The organism is Streptomyces sp. NBC_01471, assembly GCF_041438865.1.
In the GTDB taxonomy this organism is placed as follows: Bacteria; Actinomycetota; Actinomycetes; order Streptomycetales; family Streptomycetaceae; genus Streptomyces.
Genome location: NZ_CP109450.1, coordinates 306,680 through 330,111, shown reverse-complemented (window position 1 = coordinate 330,111; position 23,432 = coordinate 306,680). Strand labels below are relative to the sequence as shown.

At 69.1% G+C, this 23,432-nt stretch carries 23 protein-coding genes and 2 pseudogenes; 14 read left to right on the top strand and 11 right to left on the bottom strand.

What is annotated here, in order from left to right; all coding sequences use genetic code 11:
* Positions 1–60: 60 nt before the first annotated feature.
* Positions 61–657 carry a TetR family transcriptional regulator gene (locus OG285_RS01460; RefSeq protein WP_356836531.1) on the bottom strand — a complete coding sequence of 199 codons (597 nt, stop codon included), beginning with the start codon at positions 655–657 and terminating at the stop codon, positions 61–63.
* Between the two features lie 189 nt (positions 658–846).
* On the opposite strand from OG285_RS01460, the gene OG285_RS01455 reads away from it, so the two are divergent.
* Both OG285_RS01455 and OG285_RS01450 read left to right on the top strand, forming a co-directional pair.
* Positions 847–1,758 (top strand): diiron oxygenase, encoded by a 912-nt coding sequence (locus OG285_RS01455; RefSeq protein WP_371789894.1) that lies wholly within the window; start codon positions 847–849, stop codon positions 1,756–1,758.
* 58 nt (positions 1,759–1,816) lie between these two features.
* Positions 1,817–3,484: an FAD-dependent oxidoreductase gene (locus OG285_RS01450; RefSeq protein ID WP_371789893.1), complete on the top strand. Its 1,668-nt coding sequence runs from the start codon at positions 1,817–1,819 to the stop codon at positions 3,482–3,484.
* A gap of 83 nt (positions 3,485–3,567) precedes the next feature.
* Here the strand turns inward: OG285_RS01450 and OG285_RS01445 are convergent, their stop codons facing one another.
* Both OG285_RS01445 and OG285_RS01440 read right to left on the bottom strand, forming a co-directional pair.
* Positions 3,568–3,948, bottom strand: a complete 381-nt coding sequence (locus OG285_RS01445) for a zinc ribbon domain-containing protein (RefSeq protein ID WP_356836525.1) — start codon at positions 3,946–3,948, stop codon at positions 3,568–3,570.
* A gap of 122 nt (positions 3,949–4,070) precedes the next feature.
* Positions 4,071–4,811 carry a TetR family transcriptional regulator gene (locus OG285_RS01440; RefSeq protein ID WP_356836523.1) on the bottom strand — a complete coding sequence of 247 codons (741 nt, stop codon included), beginning with the start codon at positions 4,809–4,811 and terminating at the stop codon, positions 4,071–4,073.
* A 114-nt stretch (positions 4,812–4,925) separates the two neighbouring features.
* On the opposite strand from OG285_RS01440, the gene OG285_RS01435 reads away from it, so the two are divergent.
* Positions 4,926–5,711, top strand: coding sequence for an electron transfer flavoprotein subunit beta (locus tag OG285_RS01435; RefSeq protein WP_371789892.1), 786 nt, complete (start codon positions 4,926–4,928; stop codon positions 5,709–5,711).
* A 61-nt stretch (positions 5,712–5,772) separates the two neighbouring features.
* Positions 5,773–6,735, top strand: coding sequence for an electron transfer flavoprotein subunit alpha/FixB family protein (locus OG285_RS01430; protein WP_371789891.1), 963 nt, complete (start codon positions 5,773–5,775; stop codon positions 6,733–6,735).
* Positions 6,736–6,896: 161 nt separating this feature from the next.
* On the opposite strand, the gene OG285_RS01425 is transcribed toward OG285_RS01430, so the two are convergent.
* Both OG285_RS01425 and OG285_RS01420 read right to left on the bottom strand, forming a co-directional pair.
* Positions 6,897–8,408 carry a UbiD family decarboxylase gene (locus tag OG285_RS01425; protein WP_371789890.1) on the bottom strand — a complete coding sequence of 504 codons (1,512 nt, stop codon included), beginning with the start codon at positions 8,406–8,408 and terminating at the stop codon, positions 6,897–6,899.
* Between the two features lie 83 nt (positions 8,409–8,491).
* Positions 8,492–9,100, bottom strand: coding sequence for a non-oxidative hydroxyarylic acid decarboxylases subunit B (locus OG285_RS01420; protein ID WP_356836459.1), 609 nt, complete (start codon positions 9,098–9,100; stop codon positions 8,492–8,494).
* Between the two features lie 109 nt (positions 9,101–9,209).
* Between OG285_RS01420 and OG285_RS01415 the strand changes: the two genes are divergently transcribed.
* The 6 genes from OG285_RS01415 to OG285_RS01390 all read left to right on the top strand — a co-directional run bounded on the left by OG285_RS01415 (position 9,210) and on the right by OG285_RS01390 (position 13,903).
* Positions 9,210–9,686, top strand: coding sequence for a MarR family winged helix-turn-helix transcriptional regulator (locus OG285_RS01415; RefSeq protein WP_356836457.1), 477 nt, complete (start codon positions 9,210–9,212; stop codon positions 9,684–9,686).
* Positions 9,687–9,912: 226 nt separating this feature from the next.
* Positions 9,913–10,191, top strand: coding sequence for a hypothetical protein (locus tag OG285_RS01410; RefSeq protein ID WP_371789889.1), 279 nt, complete (start codon positions 9,913–9,915; stop codon positions 10,189–10,191).
* A gap of 286 nt (positions 10,192–10,477) precedes the next feature.
* Positions 10,478–10,918: a MarR family winged helix-turn-helix transcriptional regulator gene (locus OG285_RS01405; RefSeq protein WP_356836453.1), complete on the top strand. Its 441-nt coding sequence runs from the start codon at positions 10,478–10,480 to the stop codon at positions 10,916–10,918.
* Positions 10,919–10,947: 29 nt separating this feature from the next.
* The gene (locus OG285_RS01400; RefSeq protein WP_371789888.1) at positions 10,948–12,708 is read left to right on the top strand and encodes an MFS transporter; all 1,761 of its coding nucleotides are present in this window, start codon (positions 10,948–10,950) and stop codon (positions 12,706–12,708) included.
* Positions 12,709–12,767: 59 nt separating this feature from the next.
* Entirely contained in the window at positions 12,768–13,334 is a 567-nt protein-coding gene (locus tag OG285_RS01395; RefSeq protein WP_371789887.1) for a cysteine hydrolase family protein, read from the top strand.
* On the top strand, positions 13,331–13,903 hold the full coding sequence (locus tag OG285_RS01390) for a YbhB/YbcL family Raf kinase inhibitor-like protein (protein WP_371789886.1): 573 nt from the start codon (positions 13,331–13,333) through the stop codon (positions 13,901–13,903). Before OG285_RS01395 ends, OG285_RS01390 begins: the two co-directional genes overlap by 4 nt.
* A 150-nt stretch (positions 13,904–14,053) precedes the next feature.
* Here OG285_RS01390 and OG285_RS01385 read toward each other — a convergent pair whose 3' ends face one another.
* Complete coding sequence (locus tag OG285_RS01385; protein WP_371789885.1) at positions 14,054–16,450, bottom strand: SpoIIE family protein phosphatase; 2,397 nt, start codon at positions 16,448–16,450, stop codon at positions 14,054–14,056.
* A 185-nt stretch (positions 16,451–16,635) separates the two neighbouring features.
* The gene (locus tag OG285_RS01380) at positions 16,636–17,856 is read right to left on the bottom strand and encodes an erythromycin esterase family protein (protein WP_371789884.1); all 1,221 of its coding nucleotides are present in this window, start codon (positions 17,854–17,856) and stop codon (positions 16,636–16,638) included.
* 58 nt (positions 17,857–17,914) lie between these two features.
* On the opposite strand from OG285_RS01380, the gene OG285_RS01375 reads away from it, so the two are divergent.
* Entirely contained in the window at positions 17,915–18,646 is a 732-nt protein-coding gene (locus OG285_RS01375) for a TioE family transcriptional regulator (protein ID WP_371789883.1), read from the top strand.
* Between the two features lie 145 nt (positions 18,647–18,791).
* On the opposite strand, the gene OG285_RS01370 is transcribed toward OG285_RS01375, so the two are convergent.
* The 3 genes and pseudogenes from OG285_RS01370 to OG285_RS01360 form a co-directional block, all read right to left on the bottom strand.
* Positions 18,792–19,202 carry an LGFP repeat-containing protein gene (locus OG285_RS01370; RefSeq protein WP_371793428.1) on the bottom strand — a complete coding sequence of 137 codons (411 nt, stop codon included), beginning with the start codon at positions 19,200–19,202 and terminating at the stop codon, positions 18,792–18,794.
* A 443-nt stretch (positions 19,203–19,645) separates the two neighbouring features.
* Positions 19,646–20,179 (bottom strand): annotated as a pseudogene (locus tag OG285_RS01365) (alpha/beta fold hydrolase); the annotation flags it as partial.
* A gap of 69 nt (positions 20,180–20,248) precedes the next feature.
* Positions 20,249–20,806 (bottom strand): GNAT family N-acetyltransferase, encoded by a 558-nt coding sequence (locus tag OG285_RS01360; RefSeq protein ID WP_371789882.1) that lies wholly within the window; start codon positions 20,804–20,806, stop codon positions 20,249–20,251.
* 387 nt (positions 20,807–21,193) lie between these two features.
* Here OG285_RS01360 and OG285_RS01355 point away from each other — a divergent pair, with 387 nt between their 5' ends.
* The gene (locus tag OG285_RS01355) at positions 21,194–21,550 is read left to right on the top strand and encodes a DoxX family protein (RefSeq protein ID WP_356836434.1); all 357 of its coding nucleotides are present in this window, start codon (positions 21,194–21,196) and stop codon (positions 21,548–21,550) included.
* Positions 21,551–21,552: 2 nt separating this feature from the next.
* Positions 21,553–21,865: pseudogene (locus tag OG285_RS01350) on the top strand (hypothetical protein); the annotation flags it as partial.
* Positions 21,866–21,927: 62 nt separating this feature from the next.
* Here the strand turns inward: OG285_RS01350 and OG285_RS01345 are convergent.
* Positions 21,928–22,626, bottom strand: a complete 699-nt coding sequence (locus OG285_RS01345) for a hypothetical protein (RefSeq protein WP_371789881.1) — start codon at positions 22,624–22,626, stop codon at positions 21,928–21,930.
* A gap of 117 nt (positions 22,627–22,743) precedes the next feature.
* Between OG285_RS01345 and OG285_RS01340 the strand changes: the two genes are divergently transcribed.
* Positions 22,744–23,391: a TetR/AcrR family transcriptional regulator gene (locus OG285_RS01340; RefSeq protein ID WP_356836430.1), complete on the top strand. Its 648-nt coding sequence runs from the start codon at positions 22,744–22,746 to the stop codon at positions 23,389–23,391.
* The last annotated feature ends 41 nt before the right edge of the window (positions 23,392–23,432 follow it).

Genomic DNA, 23,432 nt, shown 5'->3' with positions numbered 1-23,432 from the left:
CGGCCGCGGCGGCCACTCGGCGACCTGGGTTCCGGTGGCCGGCGTCCGTGGGCGGGCGGCTCAGCGTCCCGCGCCGGGGTAGGCGATCCTCGTCGTGATCCGCGCGATGCGCCGGGCGGACTCCTGGGGGGATGTCGCGGGCTGGACGATATGGCTGACGGTGAGCCGCACGATCGTTTCGACGGCCAGGCTGCGGGACTCGGCGTCGACATCGGGCCATGCCTCGGTCGCGTAGGCGTCGAGCATGGCCATGGCTGTGTCGAATACGGGCTCGGCCCGGGTGGTCAGGTAGGCCAGGAGGTCGTCCTCGCCGCCGCGGGCGGCCACGAGCACCGCTTTGATCAGCGAGTTGTCGACGGCCTGCCGGAGCGTGAAGCCGACCCCCGCTGTCGCCGCGGCCTCCAGGTCGCCGGGGTGGGCGTCCAGTTCCTGCTGGATGCCGAGCAGGAAACCCTCCAGCTCGCGCTGGATGAGCGCTTCGCCGACGGCTTCCTTCGACCCGAACTCGTTGTACAGGGTCTGCCGGCTCACGCCGGCGACTCGCGCGACGGCGGCGAGGCGCAGCTTTCCCCAGCCGTCCGCGGCAACGAGTTGGTAGGCGGCGTTCAGGACCTGCTCGCGGAGCAGCGACCGAACACTTTCTCGAAAACGTGTCATCGTGCCACCACTTTAGCTATCCATGGCTGCCCAAAGTATTGACGGTTCGTCGATGAAGTGTCTAACTACTGGACGGTAAGTGGTGAGAGTGTCCGAGGGGTCGCGATGGCGGGGAAGCCTGCGGACCCGACACGGCCCCTGGCATTCCCCCCACCCCCTGACCGCGCGGATGCACCGGAGGTACTGATCATGACGGACACGGGAACTCGGGCTCAGCAGCGCACCGCGGCCGACGAGGACGTGGCGAAGCGTCTGCTGGAGTCGGCCGCCACCTTGTCGTACGACCCGGCGGTGGAGGTCGACTGGGACGCGCCGCTCCCCGAGGACCTGTACGGGCTCAACCCCGAGTGGAGCACGCTCTACGGCACGCCGCTGTGGGACGAGATGACGTCCGGGCAGAAGGTCGCACTCACCCGGCACGAGGTCGGCTCGATCATGAGCACCGGCATCTGGTTCGAGATGATCCTCCAGCAGATGGTGCTCCGGGACCAGTACGTCAAGAACCCTGTGGACCCGCAGTTCCGGTTCGCCCTGACCGAGATAGCAGACGAGTGCCGGCACTCCATCATGTTCGCGCGAGCGTGCGAGAAGATGGGGGTTCCCGCCTATCTCCCCGCCCGCAGCGCCATCGAACTCGCCCGCGGCTTCAAGACACTGGCCACAGCCGAGGTCGCCTATGGCGGGATCCTGGTCGCCGAGGAGATCCTCGACGTGATGCAGCGGGACTGGATGCGGGGCGAGGATGTGCTGCCCATCGTGCGGACCACGTCGCGGATACACGTCGTCGAGGAGTCCCGCCACATGAAGTTCGCCCGCCAGCAGATGCGCGAGCGGCTGCGGGGTTCGGGACCGGCCCGCCGGCAGGCGAGCAGCGTGGTCGTCGCGACGGTCGCGGCGGTCATCATCACGAGCATGGTGAACAAGGACGTGTACGCGGCGGTGGGCCTGGACACCCGGCGCGCGGTGGCCGAGGTCAGCGACAACGAACACCGCAAGTCGATGATGCGCTCCAGCTCGGCCCATCTCATGGGTTTCCTGTCCGAGGCCGGTCTCCTGACACGCCCCGCCATGTCCATCTACAAGCGCGTCCACATGCTCTGACCGGCTGCCGTCACCGCACGGAACTGCTTCCGCCACCGTAAGGAGTGCGACCCGGGCCATGGCCTACGCAATCACCCAGACCTGCTGCAACGACGCCTCCTGCGTGTCGGTCTGCCCGGTCAACTGCATTCACCCGACACCGGACGAGCCGGACTTCGGAACCACCGAGATGCTGTACGTCGACCCGCAGACCTGCATCGACTGCGGCGCCTGCGCGGACGCGTGCCCGGTGGACGCGATCTTCCCCGTGGACCGGCTGACCGGACCCGACCGTGCCTACACCGAGCTCAACCAGCAGTACTACGAGGCCCGTCCGGCCGACAACGCGTGGGCGGAGCCGCACTTCCCCCGCTCCGTGCCGCACGATGCCGGGGCGCTGCGGATCGCCGTCGTCGGCACCGGCCCCGCTGCCGGCTACACGGCGCAGTCGCTCCTGCGTGCCGTCGGAGCCGAGGTCACCCTGATCGACCGGCTGCCGGTCCCCGGCGGCCTGATCCGGCACGGCGTCGCGCCCGACCACCAGCCGACGAAGAGAATCGCCGACACCTTCACGGGTCTCTACCGTCACCCCCGGTTGCGTATGCACCTCAATGTCGAGGTCGGCAGGGACGTGACCCACGCGGAGATAGCCGCCCACCATCACGCGGTCATCTACGCGGTGGGCGCCATGTCCGACCGCACCCTGGACATTCCCGGCGAAGACACCGCCGGCAGCATCGCCGCATCGGAATTCGTCGGCTGGTACAACGCGGACCCCACGGTCCCGGCCTCCGCCGTCGATCTGTCGGCGGAACGTGTCGTGGTGGTGGGCAACGGCAATGTGGCTCTGGATGTGGCCCGCATCCTCGTGTCGGACCCGGAGGAGCTGGCCAGGACCGACATCGCGGACCACGCCCTGGAGGCACTGCGTGCGAGCAAGGTCCGTGAGGTCGTACTGCTCGGGCGCAGAGGGCCCGGGCAAGCGGCCTACACACGGCCGGAGTTCCTGGCTCTGCAGCATCTTCAAGGCGTGACGGTGGTCGTCGACGACCACCCCGGAGTGCGCGATGCCATCGCTGACGCGGATTCCTCCTCCAAGGCGGCCCTCCTGAGCGGGCTCGCCATCGAAACGACGGACTTGGCGGCGCCACCGTCCGGGGAGAGGCGGATCGTCCTGCGCTTCTTCTGCTCGGTAACGGAGTTGACCGGCGACGGACGGGTCGAGTCGGTCCGCGTCGTGCGCAACACGGTCAGCGTCCGCGACGGAATTCCGCACGCGGAACGCTCCGTGGAGGAGGGCACGATCTCCGCGACGCTCGTGGTCAGGTCGATCGGCTCCCGGGGCGCCCCCGTCGTCGGCCTGCCGTTCGACGCCGTGACGGCCACGGTGCCCAACCGCGCCGGGCGGGTCACTGACGTCGGATCCGACAGCCCGTGGCCGGCGACGTACGTGGTGGGATGGGCCAAACGCGGACCGTCGGGCGGGATCGGCGCCAACCGCACCTGTGCCGCGGAGACCGTCGGGGCACTGATGGATGACGCAGCCGGCGGGCTGCTGCCCGTGCCGACCGGAACGCGAAGGGACTTCGCGCGCCTGGTGAGACGGAGGCAGCCGCAAGCCGTCGGGCTCCGGGAGGTGCTGGCGGTCGACCGGGCCGAGCGGGCGAACGGGCTGGCCTCGGGCCGTCCGCGCGTCAAGTTCGCGACGTTCTCGGAACTCCGTCGTGCCGGGAGGCGATTCCGCTGAACCTGAGGGGCCACCGCGCCTCCGGGTCGGGGCCGCTGCCGTGCAGCGGCTGCCCGGGGGCGGTGGAAACCGAGGCCGGCTGACTACCAGCCGACTGGCCGGTCCTCCTCGCACAGCTCGAACACCACTTCGCCCGCGTCGGGGCCCGTATCGGACACCGGGCGGACCTGGGCCCCGACATGGACCAGGTGCGGTGCGGCGCCCACGACTCGGCAGCGGAACACGAAGCCTTCGGGAAACCGTACGAGGGATTCATTGCGCGCCGCGCCCGTGTAGCGGTTCACCACGCCTGACCGCACGACGACGCCGTACCCGTCACTGCGTTCGGACTCAAGATCGCTCGATGCGCAGACGGGGCACAACAGCCGCCTGAAGGAGGCCGTCTGGCACCAACGACAGCGCTGGAATACCAGGCCGGTCTCTTCGCGCTTCGCCGGCGCAGTGCCGAATCCTGTGCTGGACATTCCGCAGCCCCTTGCGCTCGACGTGGGTGCGCCGCCCCTTCAGGTCAGCGCATCCGCACCATATGGCACCCAGTGCCTGACGGTAAAGGTACTGAGTGCTGTACGGGCTGGTCTCGACGCGCTCACCCCTCTCCGAAGGCCGTCTCGATGCTCTGCACCACGCGCCACATCGGGGCACCCTTCGGGGCGACCATGACGATCACTTCGCTCTCGGCAGCCGGTGCGGTCGGTGCGGTCGGTGCGGTCGGTGACGCCGGTGCGGCCGGGTGCCCGACGGTGCTTCCCCACGTCTCCCGCACGAGCCCGAGCGCATGGTCCACCGCAGCCTCGGCGTCACCGTCGCCGCCCGAACGAAGCCAGGATCGCAAGCTGTTGTTGTGCGCTGCGACCACGGACGCGGCGATCACCTCGGCGCGCAGCGCCCCGTCCCGGGTCCCGTCACAACGCCGCTCCAAGTACCCGGCGAGGGTCCGTTCGTAACGGCGTACCACGGACAGCTCGTAGGTGCGCAGCCCGGGAACTTCCCGCGTGAGGCGGTAGCGCTGCACGGAGAACTCGGGGTTCGCTGCGTACATGCGCAGGACGATCCTGGCCGCGTCGCACACCGCGCCCACCGGTTCGGCATCGTCTGCGGTCTCCAGGAATGCGGTCATATCGGCCAGGCAGCGCTCGTGGTCGGGGAAGACCGCGTCCTCCTTGGACGGGAAGTAGCGGAAGAACGACCGGCGTCCGACCCCGGCCCGGGCGACGATGTCATCCACCGTGGTCTGCTCGAAGCCCCGCTCGAGGAAGAGCTCGAACGCCGCCTCGGCGAGCACGTCTCGCATGGCGGCCTTCTTGGCTGGTCTGCGCGGCTCAGTCATGCGGGGAACGTAGCACCGGAGGCGGCCTGCTGGCACTACGTACCTTTACAGGGGGTACTGAGTGCCATAATCTCGTCTCCACGACCGCCATCAGGTACAGGTAGGAGAGCCGGCGTGAGCTTGAGGATCGTTGTCTGTGTGAAGTATGTGCCCGATGCCACTGGTGACCGGCATTTCGCCGATGACCTGACGCTGGACCGTGATGATGTCGACGGGCTGCTGTCGGAGCTCGACGAGTACGCGGTGGAGCAGGCGCTCCAGATCGCGGGCGAGGCTGACGACGCGGAGATCACTGTCCTGACGGTCGGTCCGGAGGATGCGAAGGACGCGTTGCGCAAGGCGCTGTCGATGGGTGCGGACAAGGCGGTCCATGTCGAGGACGACGATCTGCACGGTACTGATGTGATGGGTACGTCGCTGGTGCTGGCGAAGGCCGTCGAGAAGACCGGTTACGACCTGGTCGTCTGCGGTATGGCTTCGACCGACGGCACGATGGGCGTGCTCCCGGCGCTCCTCGCGGAGCGGCTCGGGGTCCCGCAGGTGACGCTTTTGTCCGAGGTGTCGGTCGAGGGCACCACGGTGCGGGGCCGGCGTGACGGCGACACCGCCAGTGAGCAGCTGGAGGCCTCGCTGCCGGCCGTCGTGTCCGTGACGGACCAGTCGGGCGAGGCCCGCTATCCGTCGTTCAAGGGCATCATGGCCGCGAAGAAGAAGCCGGTGGAGTCCCTGGACCTGGAGGACCTGGGCCTGGAGGCCGGTGAGGTCGGTCTGGAGGGTGCCTGGACGAAGGTCGACTCCGCGGCGCAGCGTCCGGCCCGTACCGCCGGCACGATCGTCAAGGACGAGGGTGAGGGCGGCAAGCAGCTCGCGGAGTTCCTCGCGGGCCAGAAGTTCATCTGAGGCTCCCCGAGCCTCTCAACCGCCCTCAGATTCTTCGTATTCGCAGCAGGAGAGCAATCCCATGGCTGAAGTTCTCGTTTATGTCGATCACCTCGATGGTGCCGTCCGCAAGCCCACCCTGGAGCTGTTGACGCTGGCCCGGCGGATCGGTGACCCGGTCGCTGTCGCGCTGGGCGCGGGCGCCGCCGACACCGCTGCCGCTCTCGCGGAGCACGGTGCGGTGAAGGTTCTCACCTCTGATGCTCCCGAGTTCGCCGACTACCTCGTCGTCCCGAAGGTCGATGCTTTGCAGGCCGCCTGTGACGCGGTGTCCCCGGCCGCGGTGCTGGTGCCGTCGTCCGCGGAGGGCAAGGAGATCGCCGCGCGTCTCGCGGTGCGTATCGGCTCGGGCATCATCACCGACGCCACCGACCTGGAGGCGGGTGCGGATGGTCCGGTCGCCACGCAGTCGGCGTTCGCGGCGTCGTTCACCACCAAGTCCCGCGTCTCCCGCGGTACCCCGGTCATCACGGTCAAGCCGAACTCGGCGCCGGTCGAGGCGGCCCCGGCCGCGGGCACGGTCGAGGCGCTGACGGTGTCCTTCGGTGAGAACTCGACGGGCACCAGGGTCGTCTCGCGCACAGCGCGTGAGTCGACGGGCCGCCCGGACCTGACCGAGGCCGCGATCGTGGTGTCGGGTGGGCGTGGGGTCAACGGTGCGGAGAACTTCCACATCATCGAGGCGCTCGCGGACTCGCTCGGCGCCGCTGTCGGTGCCTCGCGTGCGGCTGTGGACGCGGGCTGGTATCCGCACTCCAACCAGGTGGGCCAGACCGGTAAGTCCGTCTCGCCGCAGCTCTACATCGCCAACGGTATCTCCGGGGCGATCCAGCACCGGGCCGGCATGCAGACGTCGAAGACCATCGTCGCGGTCAACAAGGACGCCGAGGCGCCGATCTTCGACCTCGTCGACTACGGCATTGTCGGCGACCTCTTCCAGGTCGTCCCGCAGCTCACCGAAGAAGTCACCGCCCGCAAGGGCTGAGCCCTCGCAGCCCGTACTGGCCCATTGCCGGGGGATGCTGACGCGCCATGGGGCGGCGGCACAGTCCCGTTCCGCGCACCGCACCAGCCTCCGCCCCGCTTCGACTTCCGAGCCCCCGGACCGGCTGGGGGGAGGGCTGCCCGGGACGCTCTGGCGGCCCGTCAGGCCGCAGTGGACCTGTCCGGGGGGAAGCCGTATCCGACCCAGTTTCCCACGACCCGTTCTTGCAGGTCACTGGGGAACGAGTGCCGGAAGGACGCGGTGGTGCCCCGGGTGGTGCCTTCGAACTGCTCCGGCAGCAGACAGCACATGACGGACTTGCCGCCCCGGCCGGTGCGCACCTCGTCCGGAGTCAGGTAGGGAACCATGGGGATGCCCGGCGCATCGGGGTAGACGTACTCACCGGTGCCCGGGTGGTACCGGGTGGCAAGGGCCCACACCACCTGGTTGATGTCGGTGATGTCGATGTCGTTCGCCACCAGGATGACCTTGGGCACCAGCCATCCGGTGTGTGAGCCGAAGAGGACGCGGGCCACCGCATCGGCCAGTTCCCGTTCGCTGAGTCCCATCTGCGCCAGCCGCTGGACATCTATGGATACGGCGATCCAGCACGTCGCGGCCTCGTAGGAACACCAGGCCATCTCCACGGGAAGACCGCTGGAGCGCAGCAGGTCCAGACTGGCGGCGGAGATCATGGTGCCCCAGATGGTGTGGTTCTCCTCCGGGGGGAGGCCCGCCACGCAGACCGGCAGGATGGGGTCGTTGCGGTGGGTCACCGCCTCGACGTGGAAGACGGGTTGCTGCTTGCTCCCGGCGAAGGAGTATCCGTGGTACTCACCCATCGGCCCTTCCGGGGCGGTCTCGTCGGGGCTGATGTATCCCTCCAGCACGATCTCCGCGTTGGCCGGGACGTACAGGTCGTGCAGCTCGGTCCGGACCACCTCGACGGCACTGCCGGTCAGGGCCCCGACGTAGCCGTCCTCGTTCACCTCGGCGGGCAGCGGCATACCCGCCGCGGCCAGTGCCGCCGGCGGGGCCCCGAGCACCATGGCCCAGGGAGTCGGCAGCCCCTGCTCGCGCCACATGGCGTGGATCATGCCGAGGTGCTGCTGCGCCATGGCCGGGCCGACGAGTGTGTTGCGACCGCCGAGCATGGTGCGGCTGACCGACCAGCTGGTCCACCGCCCGTCGGGGGAGCGCACCACATGGAAGCCGTAGGTCCCGAAGTAACGGCCGCCGTCCTCCTGGTGCAGCAACGGCACCGGGAAGTGCTCCAGGTCGACGTCGTCACCGGTCAGTACGTTCTCCTTGCACGGTCCTGTTTCCACCACCTGTGGGGCGACGGGGGCTGCGTGCATCGCGGAGATGAGTCGTTCCAGCAGCTGCCGTGGCGTGGTCTCGCGCGCCAGTCCGAAGTGTGCGGCGAGCCGGCCGTACGTTCCCTCGCCGATGCCGCTCAGGCCGGCGGGGGCTCCGAGAATCCGGCATCCTGCCTTTCCCTCGGTCAGGTTGCTGAACAGCGGGGCGGGGCTCCTCGTCTCGTAGACGCGCCTGGTGATGGCTCCGACTTCCAGGGTGGGGCTGACCGGTTCGCGGATGTCGACCGCGTCGCCGAGGGTGAGCGAATCCTCCACGAAGTCACGGAAGTTGAGTGCGTTGCCGCGTTGTGTCATGACAGAACCTTTCTTGGCCGGCAAGCTTGGATACCGCTCATGCGGCATCGCGGGGATGGCTGACGCTGTGGAGTGAGGGGCCGTCAGAGAGCGTCGGTGGCCCACAGGGGTGGCCCTGTGCGGCGGGCGGCCCCCTTCATGCCCTGCCATCGCTGTGCGGTGGGCATGTCCAGGTCGAACTGGTCCAGTACGCGCGCGACGATGTGTTCGACGACATCGGCGATCGTCGAGGGGCGGTTGTAGAACGCGGGGACCGGCGGCATGACGACGGCGCCCATCCGCGTCAGTGCCAGCATGTTCTCCAGGTGCACGGCCGACAGCGGTGTCTCCCGGGCGACCAGGACCAGTTTGCGCCGTTCCTTGAGCACCACATCTGCGGCACGGCCGATCAGGCCCTCGCCATAGCCGGTACGGATGGAGGCCAGAGTCTTCATGCTGCACGGCACGACCACCATGCCGTCCACCCGGAACGAGCCGCTGGATATCGACGCCCCCTGATCATCCGGGCTGTGGCACACCGAGGCGAGTGCCTGCACATCGCGCAGCGCGCACCCCGTCTCCTGCGCGAGCGTGGCCCGCGCCCAGCGGCTGACGATCAGGTGCGTTTCGACCTCCAGCTCTCTGAGGGCTTCCAGCAGGCGTACCCCCAGAGGGGCGCCGGTCGCCCCGGTCATCGCGACGATGAGTTTCATGTCGCCACCTCTCGTTCGTGTCGCACACAGTTATGACGTGTGCGTCCTAGTTCCATCGACGATATAGTACGTGTACGTCCTAATCAATTCGACAGAACGGCGGCGGGATATGTCATCGCAGGACCGGGACCAGAACCGGAACCAGGGCCAGGGCTCCGGTGACCTGCTCGCCGCGATCGGCGGAATCGGCCCCCTGGCGCGCCAGCTGAACCAGGTGCACGCCCGACTCTGGTACGAGCAGGTCCACCAGGACCTGACCGGGCCTCAGTTCACTGTTCTGAGCCTGCTGCACGCCCGCGGTGCCATGGACCAGGGCATGCTCGGTGCGCTGGCCAACCTCGACAAGTCGACTGTGGCGCCACTTCTGGACCGCCTGCGGCGGCGGGGTCTGGTGGACATCACCAAGGACGACAGCGACAGACGGAGGAAGCTGGTGAGCGTCACCGAAAGCGGCCAGGAGCTGGCCACCTCTCTCGCCCCCGCCGTCGTCGCGGTGGGCGACCAGATGCTGGCGCACTTCTCGCCGCAGGAGCGCGACCAGTTCCTCGCACTGCTGCGGCGCGCGGTCCAGGGGCCACAGCGGTAGGGCGCTTGGCCTGATGTGCAGAGGCCGCGGGGCTGGGGGCCTGCGGCCGGCTCCTGGCTTCACGTGAAGAACTGCGACCGTGCGGCTCGTGGTCGTACGGCTGTGGGTGTGATGTCCGGCGGCGAGCACCGGGTCATTCAGGGATGGGGTTCGGTCTCCCAGGCCTGGAACGGCGGGAGCCGACCCGGAGAGCAGTGGCGACTCCATTCCCGGCGGTGGCACCGCCTTGTCGCACGCCGTGTACTGCGGCATGCCTGCTGTCGTCGACGTCCTCATCCGGGCCGGCGCCGTCCCGCAGGGCCTCGTCGACTGTGCCGGCGTGGGCCTGGTCACCGACGGCGTACTCCGGGCCGGCGCGCACGGCGATCTGGTACGCGACGCCGACCACGATATGACCGCATCGCAGTGGTACCTCTTCCGGCGCGGACAGCTCGCCGACATCGGCAACCCGGACTGCTGGAAGAACGCGGCCCGAATCGAGCAACTCCTCGCCGGGGCTGAATGATGAACCCCCGACGGGGCGCCCCTGGCCCCCGGAGGGCTCGGACGTTGCCCGCCCGTACGGTGGCAGTTCCCCGTAGCTGAGCGGCGAGTTGAGAGCGCGCCGGGGCGCCGGTGTCCGGGACGCGTAGGGCCCCCGCTCGCCCGCCCGTAGGAGATGGCGCACACGTCGCAGAGGTTCCGGGGGAGCGCCCTGCGGCGGCATCCACCCCGGTCTGGGCTGCTCCGGACACGACCAGTGGACCGCGCCGGCGATTCACTAAGGCAGGTTTATAAGGTAGCCTTAGTATATGAACGATGACCTGGACCCCGGTGGAGTCGCCTCGGTGCTGCTGGCGAGTCTCAGCGTGCTGGTGCGACGGGTGCGCCAAGTCCCCATCGACGGCGGGCTCACGATGACCGAGCGGACCGCTCTGTCGCACCTGGACCGCTCGGGTCCCACCACCTCCTCGGCGCTGGCCCGCGAAGTGCAGATCACCGCACAGGCCATGGGGGCGACGCTCAGTGCGTTGCGAGCCCGGGGCCTGGTCGAACGCCGCCCGGATCCGGACGACGGCAGGCGCGCGGTGCTGACGGTGACCGATGACGGTCTGCAGGCCCTGAAGAACAAGCGCAACGCGCGGACCGAACTCATCGCCCGGGCCCTGACCAGCGGCACGTTCACCCCGGCGGAGCTGGAGCAGCTCGCGGCGGCCGCGCCGCTGCTGGAGCGGCTGGCCCAGAACATCTGACGTCGACGGAACCATGGGGAAGCAGGCTGATGACGGATCCTCCCGGGACGCGCGCCCCGCGCCGCCCGACCGGTGACCGGTACAAGTGGACAGCGCTGACGAACACGACCGCCGCGGTCTTCATGTCCGCCCTGGACGGCTCCATCGTGCTGATCGCCCTGCCGGCGATCTTCCGCGGCGTGCACCTGGACCCCCTGGCACCGGGCAACATCGCCTATCTGCTGTGGATGATCATGGGGTACCGGCTGGTCCAGGCCGTCCTGGTCGTCACCGTGGGCCGCCTGGGAGACATGTACGGCCGGGTCCGAATCTACAACTCCGGGTTCGCGGTCTTCACCTTCGCCTCGATCCTGCTGTCATTCGACCCCTTCGACGGCGGCCACGGAGCGATGTGGCTGATCGCCTGGCGGTTGGTGCAGGCCGTCGGCGGATCGATGCTGACCGCGAACTCGGCCGCGATCCTGACCGACGCCTTTCCCGCGGAGCAGCGCGGTTTCGCCCTGGGCATCAACCAAGTCGCCGGCCTGGGCGGGATGTTCATCGGCCTGGTCGCCGGGGGACTGCTGTCGGCCTGGGACTGGCGGGCGGTGTTCTGGGTGAACGTGCCTGTGGGCGTGTTCTTCACGCTGTGGGCCTACCGCACCCTGCGTGAGACCGGCAAGCGCGGCGGCGGCCGGATCGACTGGTGGGGCAACATCACCTTCGCGGTGGGGCTGAGCGCGGTCCTGATCGCGGTCACCTTCGGCCTGCAGCCGTACGGCGGGCACACCATGGGCTGGACCAACCCGCTCGTCGACGGGCTGATAGCCGGCGGACTGGTTCTCCTGGCAGCGTTCGTCGCCATCGAGAACCGCATCTCCGCGCCGATGATCCAACTGACTCTCTTCCGCCTGCGGGCCTTCACCTTCGGCAACCTGGCGGGCCTGGCCATCTCGATCGGCCGCGGCGGGATGCAGTTCGTGCTGATCATCTGGTTGCAGGGCATCTGGCTTCCGTTGCACGGCTACGACTACAGCGACACGCCGCTGTGGGCCGGCATCTTCATGCTGCCGCTGACCGCGGGGTTCCTCGCCGCAGGCCCCGTCTCCGGGTACCTGTCCGACCGCCTCGGCTCCCGGGGGCTTGCCACCGGCGGTGCTCTGCTGTTCGGCGCCAGCTTCCTGGGGCTGATGCTCCTTCCGATCGACTTCGGTTACTGGATCTTCGCGGTGCTGATCGCGCTCAACGGGATCGCCAGCGGCATGTTCGCCTCCCCCAACTCCTCCTCGATCATGGGCAGCGTGCCGGCGCAGCTGCGCGGCGTCGCCTCCGGCATGCGCGCCACCTTCCAGAACTCCGGCACCGCCATATCCATCGGCGTGTTCTTCTCCCTCATGATCGCCGGACTGGCCGGCAGCCTCCCGCACACCCTCACGAGCGGACTGCAACACCAGGGCGTGCCTGCCCACGTCGCCGCCCAGGTCGGCAGCCTGCCACCGGTCTCGTCCCTGTTCGCCGCCCAACTGGGCGTCAATCCGATCCAGCATCTTCTTCAGCCCAGCGGCGCCCTGACCCATCTGACGGCAGCGCAGCAACAGACCCTGACCGGAAGCGAGTTCTTCCCGACGCTGATCTCCGGACCCTTCCACTCCGGCCTGGTCATCGTGTTCGCCTTCGGTGCGGCCCTCGCCTTCCTCGCCGCGATCGCCTCCCTCCTGCGCGGCACCGGCCGCGCCGCCAAGGCCCCAGGACCGCAGGAGGCCGCCACCGGCGACTCCCTCGTCCGGCGGGACAGGCACACCAGCGGCTGACACCACCTCACCGTCCCGGCCCCGTCAACAAGCCGACATCCACAGGAGAGACAAGCGACATGGCACTGACAACGATCGATCCCACGGCCGCGCTGGTCGTGGTCGACCTGCAGAAGGGCATCGTCTCGGCCCACACGGACAGTCAGGTCACCGCCGTCGTCAAGCAGGCGGCCCACCTGGCCGGCGAATTCCGGCGGCACGGCCTGCCCGTGGTCCTGGTCAACGTCACCGGACGCGCGCCGGGGCGCACCGAGGCCGGGTGGTCCGGAAGCAGCGCCGCACTGCCGGCCGGCTGGGCCGACCTCATCGACGAACTCGATGTCCGGCCGACCGACCACCTGATCACCAAGCGGCGGCGCAGCGCGTTCCACGACACCGGCCTCGACACCCTCCTGCGGGATCTGGGAGTCACCCAGACCGTGCTCGCCGGCATCTCGACCAGTGCAGGCGTCGAGTCGACCGCACGTTCGGCCTCCGACTACGGCTACCACGTCGTCCTGGCCACCGACGCCATGACCGACCCCGATGCCGACGCCCACCGCCACAGCATCGAGCGCGTCTTCCCCAAGCTCGGCGAAACCGCCACCACGGCCGAGGTCGTCGACAGGATCGAGGCAACCCGATGACTCTGCTCGGCCGACTCCTGAAGAACCGCAGAGCAGGCGGGACCCACACCGCGTGGAACCTGCCCAACCTGCAGGGCCCCGAGCTGCTGACCCTCACCAGCCGGCAGTTCAGCGACGGCGGCTCCATGCCGCTGGAGCACTGCGCGAAGCACGTCGGCGGTGACGACCGGTCGCCTCACCTGGCCTGGAGTTCACCTCCGTCCGGCACCGCACAGCTCCTCCTGGTCGTCGAGGACATCGACGTCCCCACAAGCAGACCCGCCGTGCACTGCCTCGCCCTGATCGACCCGGCAGCCGGACAGCTGGAGCCCGGCGCCCTGGCCGCGAAACAGCCCGGCCCCGGCGTGCGGGTGCTGCGGTCCACCATCGGGCGCGGGTACCACGGTCCCGCGCCCATCAAGGGCCACGGGCCACACCGCTACGTCTTCCAGCTGTTCGCCCTCTCGGCCCCCGTGGACAGCGGCCCCGGCACAACGCCGGTGGACCGGGCACGGCCCCGCGCCCTCCTGCCCGCCATCACGGCAGCCGTCCTCGATCGCGGCCGGCTGACCGGTGTCTTCGAACGCTGACTCCCAGGCCCAGGCCCAGGCCCAGGCCCAGGCCCAGGCCCAGGCCCAGGTTCCGGCACAGGCAATGTGCGCGGGGCTGTCCGCTCGCCGGCGCGGCCATTGAGCGGACAGCCCCGGCAGCCGGCGGTGCATCTCCAGCCGTCGGTGGTCTCATCCCGTCTCAGGGAAGGCCTGTTCGGTCCAGATGGTTTTTCCGGAGCGGGTGTAGCGCGTTCCCCATCTCTGGACGAGTTGCGCGACGATGAACAGGCCGCGCCCGCCTTCGTCCTCCTCGCTGCTGTGGCGCAGGTGCGGCGAGGTGTGGCCGGTATCCGCGACCTCGCACAGGAGAGTGCGGTCGCGGATGAGGCGTACGTGGAGCGGTCCTTCGGCGTACCTGACCGCGTTGGTCACCAGCTCGCTGACGATGAGCTCGGTCGCGAAGCACAACTCATCGAGTCCCCAGTGGCGCAGCTGTTCGGTGGCCAGGTCCCGGGCACGGCCCACGGCGACCGGTTCTGCGGGCAGCTCCCATTCGGCGACCCGGGAAGCGTCGAGTTCGCGGGTGCGGACGAGCAGCAGGGCGGTGTCGTCCGCCGTTGTCCCGTCCGGCAGGAGTTCTGCCACCGCCCGGTCGCACAGTTCCTCAAGTGATGCGTGGCGGTCGCCGAGTACACGTCCCAGAGTGTCGAGTCCCTGATCGATGTCGCGGTCGCGGGCCTCGACCAGGCCGTCGGTGAAGAGAGCGAGCAGGCTGCCCACCGGCAGCTCGATCTCCATGGACTCGAACGGCAGCCCGCCGAGGCCCAGGGGCGGGCCGGCCGGCAGGTCCGGGAAGGACACCCGGCCGTCCGGGTCGACGACCGCCGGCGGCACATGTCCGGCCCTGGCCATGACGCAGTGTCGCGAGACCGGGTCGTAGACCGCGTAGAGACACGTCGCTCCGGTGGTCACATCGGTGTAGATGCCGTCGGGTGGGCCCAGCTCGCCCCCCTGCTCCTCCGCCGACTGTCCCACCAGATCGTCGAGCCGTGACAGCAGCTCGACGGGATCCATGTCCAACTGGGCGAAGGCACGTACGGTCGTACGCAGCCGTCCCATGGTGGCGGCCGCCTGCAGGCCATGGCCGACCACGTCCCCGACCACGAGTCCGACCCTGGTTCCGGACAGGGGGATGACGTCGAACCAGTCACCGCCGACCCCTGTCACGTCGTCGGTGGGCAGGTAGCGATAGGCCAGGTCGACCGCCGACTGCTGCGGCACGTGCTGCGGCAGCAACTGGCGCTGGAGGGCCAGGGCGGCGGTGCGTTCACGGGTGAAGCGGCGGGCGTTGTCGATGGACACCGCCGTACGGGCGGCCAACTCGTCTGCCAGTGCCACCTCGCCGCTGTCGAAGGTGGCCGACGTGGCGTCGCGGATGAAGGTGACGAGTCCCAGCATGCTGTTTCCGGTCCGCAACGGCACGACCAGGGCCGCGCCGTCGAGCACGAGCCCGCCGGACGAGAGGCTGCGGTACTGCGGCGAGCCGGACGGGTACTCCGCGGGCGGGTGGTTCACCAGGGGAGGGGGCTGCCGTCCAGGCTTCTCCTGGCCGGCTTCCCCGGCCGAGCGGCGGGCGACCCGCACCAGGGACATCACCGCCGAGTCGCTGCTGGCCGGCACCTCGCCCTCCAGCACCGCCCTCGAAATGTCGACCGTGACCGTGGCGGCGAACTCCGGTACCGCCACCTCGGTGATCTTCTCCGCAGTGACCACCACATCGAGGGCGGTGCCGATGCCGCGGCCTGCCTCGACGAGCAGGGCCAGCCGCCGCTGGGCTCTGTAACGATCGGAGATGTCGAATGCGTCCTCGCACACTCCGAATACGTGTCCGTCAGCGTCCTGCAGCCGGTAGTAGGCGCAGGACCAGAGGTGGTCCGTTTCCGGGTCGCTGGGTGGCCGGCCCAGGAAGTGCAGGTCCAGACATGGTTCTCCGGTGTCCAGTACGTGACGCATGACCGCGTCGAGAGTGGGCGGGTGCCCCATGGTCACGAATCTTCCCTCGGAGTACATGTCGTCGGGCCGAGAGCCGCGGAACTCGGCGAACGGTCGTCCGATCTCCTGTTCGTACGCCGCGTTGCACCAGGTCAGGTGGAGGTCGGTGTCGTAGATGGCCAGGCCGACGGGTGACTGGGTGGCCAAGCCGTGCAACAGGGCCAGCTGGGACTCCCACAGCCGGAGATCCTTCAGCTCCGTCGCCACGAGGACGCGCTCCGCCGATCCCGCGCCCGGGAGGGGACATGCCGTGGTGGCGACGATCAGCTCGTGCCCGTCACGGTGCCGGGCGACGCGGATCTCGTTTCCACGGAGCAGGGGAGGGAGCGGAGGCGCAGAGGGCGCCGGGTCGGGTGACAGGAAGGCGGCCAGGGGCCGGCCGACGATCTCGTGCGGTTGGTAACCGAAGAGCCGCTCCGCCGCGGAGCTCCATCCGATGACCGAGTCCTGGGCGTCGACGACCGCCGTGGCCGCCCTGGTGACGTCGAGGGGACCACGAAAGTCGCCACCTTGCTCCGTGTTCCATGCAGTCATGGCGCCACATCAGCCCCGTTCATCCCCTCCAGAATCCGCTGTCCCCGGAGCAGGCACAACCGCGGGGTGACCACTTGGGGTGGGACGGTGCTGCTTGACCGAAGGTCGGTGGTGGCTACACCTACGGGCGTGCGAACGGTGGCCCGGCGCCGCTGGCCAGTCCGATCCGCTCCCCCCGGCCTGATCTACTGTCCCCGCGCCACGTCCTTGACGAACACGACGCCGTCGCTGTCCGCCAGGTGGGCCGGGTCGAGCGGGGCGTAACCGAACCAGGGGGATACGCGGGGTGCGGGCCGTGTGTCACCGAGGGCGGTGGCCAGCCGAGGGGTATCGATGACGCATCGGTCTTCCGGGAAGGCATACAGGAGCCCTTCGAGGGTGTCCGGCGGCGGCGTGTCCACCCCCTGGTGCTGGATCGTGCCGAGGGCCGTGGCCATGAACGCGTACTCCTCGCCGAGCCGGGCACTCACCAGCGCACCCGCGCTCCACCACTCCACCGGCCCCTGCCACGTCTGCATCGTGCTCTTCTCCCTCTGCAGATGGGAGTTGTGGGCGTGGACGAGTGCCGGGCCCCGGACAGCGACGGCGAGGAGGTTGTGGGCCATCATCTGGTCCCGCAGTGCGCACAGCCGCGTCATGCGGGCCGGTGAGGTGTCGGCCATCCAGTGGTGGTACCGCAGCAGGCCGGTCGCGGTACGCCCGTACAGGTGCGCCCGGTCCCAGTCGTCCCGCGAGGCCGTCGCGAGCAGATGCGGCGTCTGCTGGTCGAGCAGTGCGACCAGATCATCGGCGAGCAGCCGCAGTTGGCCGGCCTCGGCCGACTGCCCCGTGGACCGGGACGGGTCCGTCATCGCGGCGGGATCGGTCCACCGGCCGTCGGCGCCGAGCAGCCGGTCGAGCGTGTCCGCGGTGCAGGGGAGCAGGTCCGTGTCCACCCCGGCCGCGAGGTAACCGTGGAGTGCCGTGAGGGCCTGCCGGGGGCTCGCGGCGTGGGTGATCTCCAGCGGGCCGTCGAAACCTGCGAAGCGGAGCCGCTCGGAGACGGGCCGGCCGTCGCTGTCGGCGCGGACGTTGCAGGCGCGCATCCAGCGCACGAGCTCGCGGTTGGCCGCGGAGGTGCCCCAGCCGTGGCTGATTCCCCGCTCCATGACGTCGTCGAGAGTGCCCGTGCCAGCGGTGACGTAGTCGTCGACGACCAGGCCCATCATGCAGTCGCTCTCGACCGCGATCGTCCGGTAGCCCTCCTGCTCGACAAGCTGCCGGAAGAGCTCGTTGCGCAGGTCGAGCAGAGTGTCCTCGCCGTGGGTGGGCTCGCCCAGGGCGAGCAGCCGAGGCCGGCCCGGCAGCAGCCTCATGACGGCGGAAGCCTCTACGGCATGGGCCGTTCCCTTGATGTCAGTAGCCATGCCTTCAACGGTATCGTTGAACCTTCGGTTGAAGCTTTCCCGCGATATCGTGGGCCTCATGGGGAGAAACCTTCAAAGAGGTGACCGGCTCAGGCCGGTTGATCTGGCGCGCGGGCACGGTCTGTCCACGCAGGCGATCAGGAACTACGAGGAGGCAGGCATCCTTCCGGCTGCCAGTCGCACACCCCACGGCTACCGCACCTATACCTCGCTGCATGCGGGGGCCCTGCGCGCGTTTCTCGCCCTGGTGCCCGGCCATGGCCACCGGACATCGGCGTCGGTCATGCGGGCCGTGAACCAGGGCTCGGCCGATGAGGCGTTCCGGCTCATCGACGAGAGCCACGCCCAGCTCCTCGACGACCGGCGGACCCTCCAGGCCGTGGAGAGCGCCCTCCGCGACCTGGAGCGCACCACGGAGCCCGGGCCCGCTGTGGTGTCCGGGTCCGGCGGTACGTTCATCGGGCCGCTGGCGGACAGGCTCGGAATCCGGCCCGCGACGCTGCGTACATGGGAGCGCGCCGGTCTGGTGAGCCCGCGTCGTGACCCGCGGACCGGGTACCGGGTCTTCGACGAGGGCGACGTACGAGACGCCCGGCTGGCCCACCAACTACGGCGGGGAGGCTACCTGTTGGAGAAGATCGCCCCGCTGATCGCCCAGGTGCGTGCGGCCGGCGGGCTGGCGCCGCTGGAGGCCGCGCTGTGCGACTGGCACGGCCGGCTGGCCACCCGTGGGCGCGCGATGCTGACCGGGGCCGCGGAGCTGGAGGCGTACTTCCGCGAGCGCGGTTGAGACTTCGGCCACCGGCCGAGGAAGCGAGAGTTCCCCACTCCTGCGCAGACGAGATTTCGGCGCCCGGCCGAGCGAGGCGTGGGTGATCGCGGGCCCGACAGGGGCCACCCGCCGTGCTCGGCGGCCCGTGCCCGGAACCCTGCTGTCAGGCGCAGGTGTTGCCCTCCGACCAGGTCCTCGTGGATCCTCCGCCAAGGTCCTGAAAATGAATCACCGTGCACTGGAAGTTCTGACGGATCTCGTTGCCCACGGTGTACTCGGCGCCCGTGGGGTAGCCGGTCCATCCCGCCTCGCAGCCCTGGCTGCACCAGTAGTCGCCTATGGCTCCCCACACCGGCCAGGCACCAGTGCGCGCGGACCAGTAGATCGTTCCGTGGTCGAACTGAGTTCGTCGTCCGAACCCGTCAGGGTTGACCAACTCGTCCGTGAGGGGGCACCCGAGTGACCCGCCGGGGCCGCCCATCTGGATGTATCGCTGCTCGATGTCCCCTACGACGTCGTACTTCCCGCAGTAGGTGGTAGCTCGCGCGGGTGCCGCAGCCGACACGACCAGCACGCTGGCCAACAGGGCCAGCAGACCAAGTACTACGGCGATTCGGCCTTGAATCCCTGGCCGGACGACTGCATCGGGATACCTCACACGACCACCTTCTTCGCCCGGGGGACTGAACAGCTGGTGGACTGAGTCCCCCCTTGCAGAACACGACAGGGGTACTGTCGCGAAGCTGATTGATCCTGACAAGAGCACGTCCAGTTCCATGGGCGATCACCAGCCAGTCAAGGGGAGTTGTGCCGGAGGCAGAGATGGTGAATGCCCCTTCCTCGCCGCGAGCGGCAGGACGCGCGAGCTTAAGGGCAGTCGGAGGACGGGTTCCAGAAGCTCGTCGACGACGGCCGGAAAGCACTTCCGGGCGTCGGCTCCGCCGTACGCTGCCGGCCGGGGCCGTCGAGAGGCCATCTGTTGGAGAAGGGTTGCTCTCGGCAGTCGAGGAGCGGGTGTCACACCGCCCATGGAGCCGTGCGGTCGAGGAATGCCCTTACTGTCGCGCCCAGTTCTGCCTGGTGAGTGAGGTAGCAGTCGTGGTGGCCGTCGATCGTCACGACCTCTGTGCCAGGTCGAAGACGGACCATCTCCTCTGCGTGCCCGGGCGGGACGACAGCGCTGCGTCCGCCCCGCACGGCCATCAGCGGCTGTCCGGCGGCGGTGAAGTCGTCCCACCAGTCGCCTCGGACGGCGACCTTGGCAGCGTGGATCTCGTCCGCCTGCCACAGGAACCGCCAGCCCTCCGGTTCCTCCACCGCGCTCTCGGTGAAGGGCAGGGGCTCGTCCACGAACGCGAGCGCGTCCAGCATCGCGCGCATGCTCGGGAAATGTGTCGGCAGTGTGGGCAGCGGATCGTCGCCGATCGGAGCCCGGTATTCCGCCGGAAAGTCCACCACGACCACGACCACGGCCGAGACCAGTTCCGTTCGTCTTGCCGCCAGTTGGTAAGCCGTGATGCCGCCCAGTGAGTGTCCGACGATCGCGACAGGGCCGAGTCCGAGGCCGCCGGACGCGCCGGACGAACGGCGCCCTCGTGGATCCGCGCCGTCGTCACGAGTTCAACCGGGCGGCGTCTGCGAGGTCCACACGCCGAACCACTGCTCGGCGCCCCACTCCTCGAACCTTTGCACCTCGGTGAACCCCAGTTTCGCGGCGAGACGCATCGAGCGGGCGTTGGCGGTCTGGGTGCAGAGCACCACCGGCTCGCCGGGAAGCGCGTCGCCGAACCAGCCGAGCGCCGCCGCGCACGCCTCGGCTGCGTACCCGCGTCCCCATGCCTGTGGCAGGAACAGGTAGCCGAGTTCGGCCTCTCCGGCATCAGGACGGACTTGACTCCGGTGCTCCGCGTCGCGCCGGTTGAGCTCGATGGTGCCGATCATCGCTCCGTCGAGCTCGACCGCGAAGAGGCCGGGGCGTCGCCGGGGCGTCTCGGGCAACGCGCGCTCGAATTCGTCGCGCGGTCGAGGGCCGCCGATGTAGGTGCCCACCTCCGGCGAGGTGAACAGCTCGATGATCGCCCCACGGTCCCGTGCCTCGGGCTCACGGAGCACGAGCCGCGCGGTGCTGATCGGGGCAGGTGGCCAGGTGACGGGGTGGACCGTGATCTCATCCGACATCGAAGCGGCTCCTGATCGTCTCGGCCGCACGGTTCGACCTCGTACGGCCATGGCAGGCAACGACCTCTGACGTCGCCGCACATCGAGACGCGCTCCGACGAGGTGCCGGTTGCGTGCGCTCGGAAAGGTTAGCCGGACATGCCTCAACGCTCCGATCTCGCAGGTTCGCCAGGCTGGTGGGCCATCGGTGTCCACATGGTGCGCCCGCCGGGTGCAGCAGTGCTGGGGCGCGTACCGAGTCGTGAACAGTCGGCGGGATCGCCCTTGCGTCGGTGTCTGATCCTGCCGGTCGATGTCACACATCGAGGCGCCCGCTCGTCATCCAGGAGAACAGCAGCCCACGACGGAGTGCCCAGCAATGCCATTCCCCACAGAAACGGAGAAATCGTGTTCGCCGCCTACGTCACGGTCACCATCCTCGGTGCGGTCTTCAACGGTGCCGCCGCCGTCACCTACCTGATCGGCCACGAATACCCCAAGACCCAGGCGGACATGAAGGGCCTGCCCCGGAAGTGGGTACCGGTCCTTGGCATGTTGCTGGCAGCGGGCACCGTGGGGCTGCTGGCCGGGCTCGCCGTGCCGCTCCTGGGGACCCTGGCCGCCTCCGGCCTCGTGCTGTACTTCATCGGCGCGATCATCGCCCACCTGCGAGTGGGTTCCCGCAACATCGTGGGCGGGATCGTGTTCCTCGCCACCGCGGCGGCCGCCCTGGCTCTGGGCCTGGTCCACCACGGCCCCTGGTGACGGTAAGCGGGCTCCTGCGGGCGGCCGAGTGCGCCTTTCCCTTGACGCCTGTCCATCTCGTTCCGCCCGCCCGTGAGTATCCAGACCGGACCACGGGTGCGTTCGGCCCTGTCGAGGTGCTGCCCGCCGTGGCCTGCGTCGGTGCCTTCCACTCAACCGTGGTCGACCCCGGCCACGACCCGGTGCTTGTACCGCTCCGCCCTCACCGTCGTCTGGTTCCAGCACCTCCCGGACGTCTGCAAGTCCGAGCCGGGCGGCCGGCCTGGCCGGAACCACACCTGGTGCAGTGAGTTCCGCACGGTGCAGCACCACTGAGAACGTGTCCTGCCGCAATGCCGCAATGCCGCAATGCCGCAATGCCGCAGTGCCGCAGTTCCTCAGGGGCGGGCGGCCGCTGCGGCGATGATCCAGTTCCTGAACTCGACGGCGTAGTGCCGGAGGTGATGGTCCAGGACGTCGTCCGGACACGTGACGGGGAAGTAGACCGTCAGGTTCGCCGTGAAGCCGTCGGCGGTGTCACCGAACTGGATCAACGCCCGTCCGACGACGGTGCCGTCGGTCAGGAAGAGGTTCGAGGACATCTTGCGCGGAAACTCGGACTCCGGGAGGAGTTCGGCCGCGTCCTCGGCCCAGGCCATCGCGTCCGTTCCCCAGCCGCCCATGTAGAAGGAGCAGACGTGGGGGCCGATGTTCTCCACCACGCGCGCTCCGACACTGTCGGCGCCCATCGCGTAGTGCTCGGGGTGCGCCGCGAGGAGTACGCGCTCGTCGTCGCCCGCGAAGGCCCCGTCCATCCAGGTCAGGAACTCGCCCGAGGTGAGGCCCTGCGTCGCGAGCACGGTCGTGCCCGCCTTGAATGTGCCGTCCGAGGTGCGAGCACTCTCGCGCAGGAAGGCATTGCCCTCCTCGATGTCCGCCGCCAGCAGGTCGAGCAGCCCCTGGCGTCCCAGCCGAGTCCGGAAGCGGTCCAGGACGCGGCGCGCGTAGAACAGCTCGAAGTCGTCGATGCTCCCGGCCCCCGTGGGCCCCGACTCGAGCGTCACGGACACGGGCGGGGACGTCTGGTTGTCGGTCATGGGCGAACCTCCAGTATGATGCGAATGTGAATTCACATTCGCTTCATGAGGGTAACCAGAGGAGTGCACCGCTTGTCAAAGGGGCCTGCTGAAACCGTCGCCGATACCATGCGGGACATGACCGAGGAGCCCAACCGCCCAGCGCACTACCGGGAGCCCCGGCAGGCGCGAAGTGCCGCGACATTGGCTCGCGTATTGCGGGCGGCCGAGGAGATCGCCTCTGCGGCCGGCCTGGAGGAGATGACGATCACTGGCGTCGCGGAACGCGCCGGGGTCTCGGTCGGCACGATCTACCGCCGCTTCGAGGACAAAGAACAGCTGATCACCGCCCTGGCCGAGCGGATGCTGGAACGCCGCGAGGAGTACATGGCCGAGCAACTGCGCACGGCGAAGCCCTCGCTCTCCGGCGTCATGGACGCCTATGCGCACGCGTTGCTGCAGTCCTTCGCGGACAGCAACAGTCTCTTCCCCGAGCTGTTGCGCGCGCGGGGAACGAAGTCCCTGGACCGGGGGGCCCGCACCATCACCGAAATCCACCGTCTGCTGCTTGAGGCGGCAGCTCCTCACGCCGACCAGATCCGGCGGTCCCGACCGGAGGCAGCGCTGGACACCGTGGCCCGCGCCATCCTGGGCGCCTGCTTCCATAATTCGGTGCGTCCCGACTCCCTGACCGGCGAAGCGGCCAGGTGTCAGTACGCGGACGAACTCAGCGACATGGCGATCGCCTATCTCCTCACTCCCGACCGCCGCCCTGCCCGCAGCTGAGCGAAGCCCGCCATCATCCAAGCCTCTGAATGGGGCCAAAC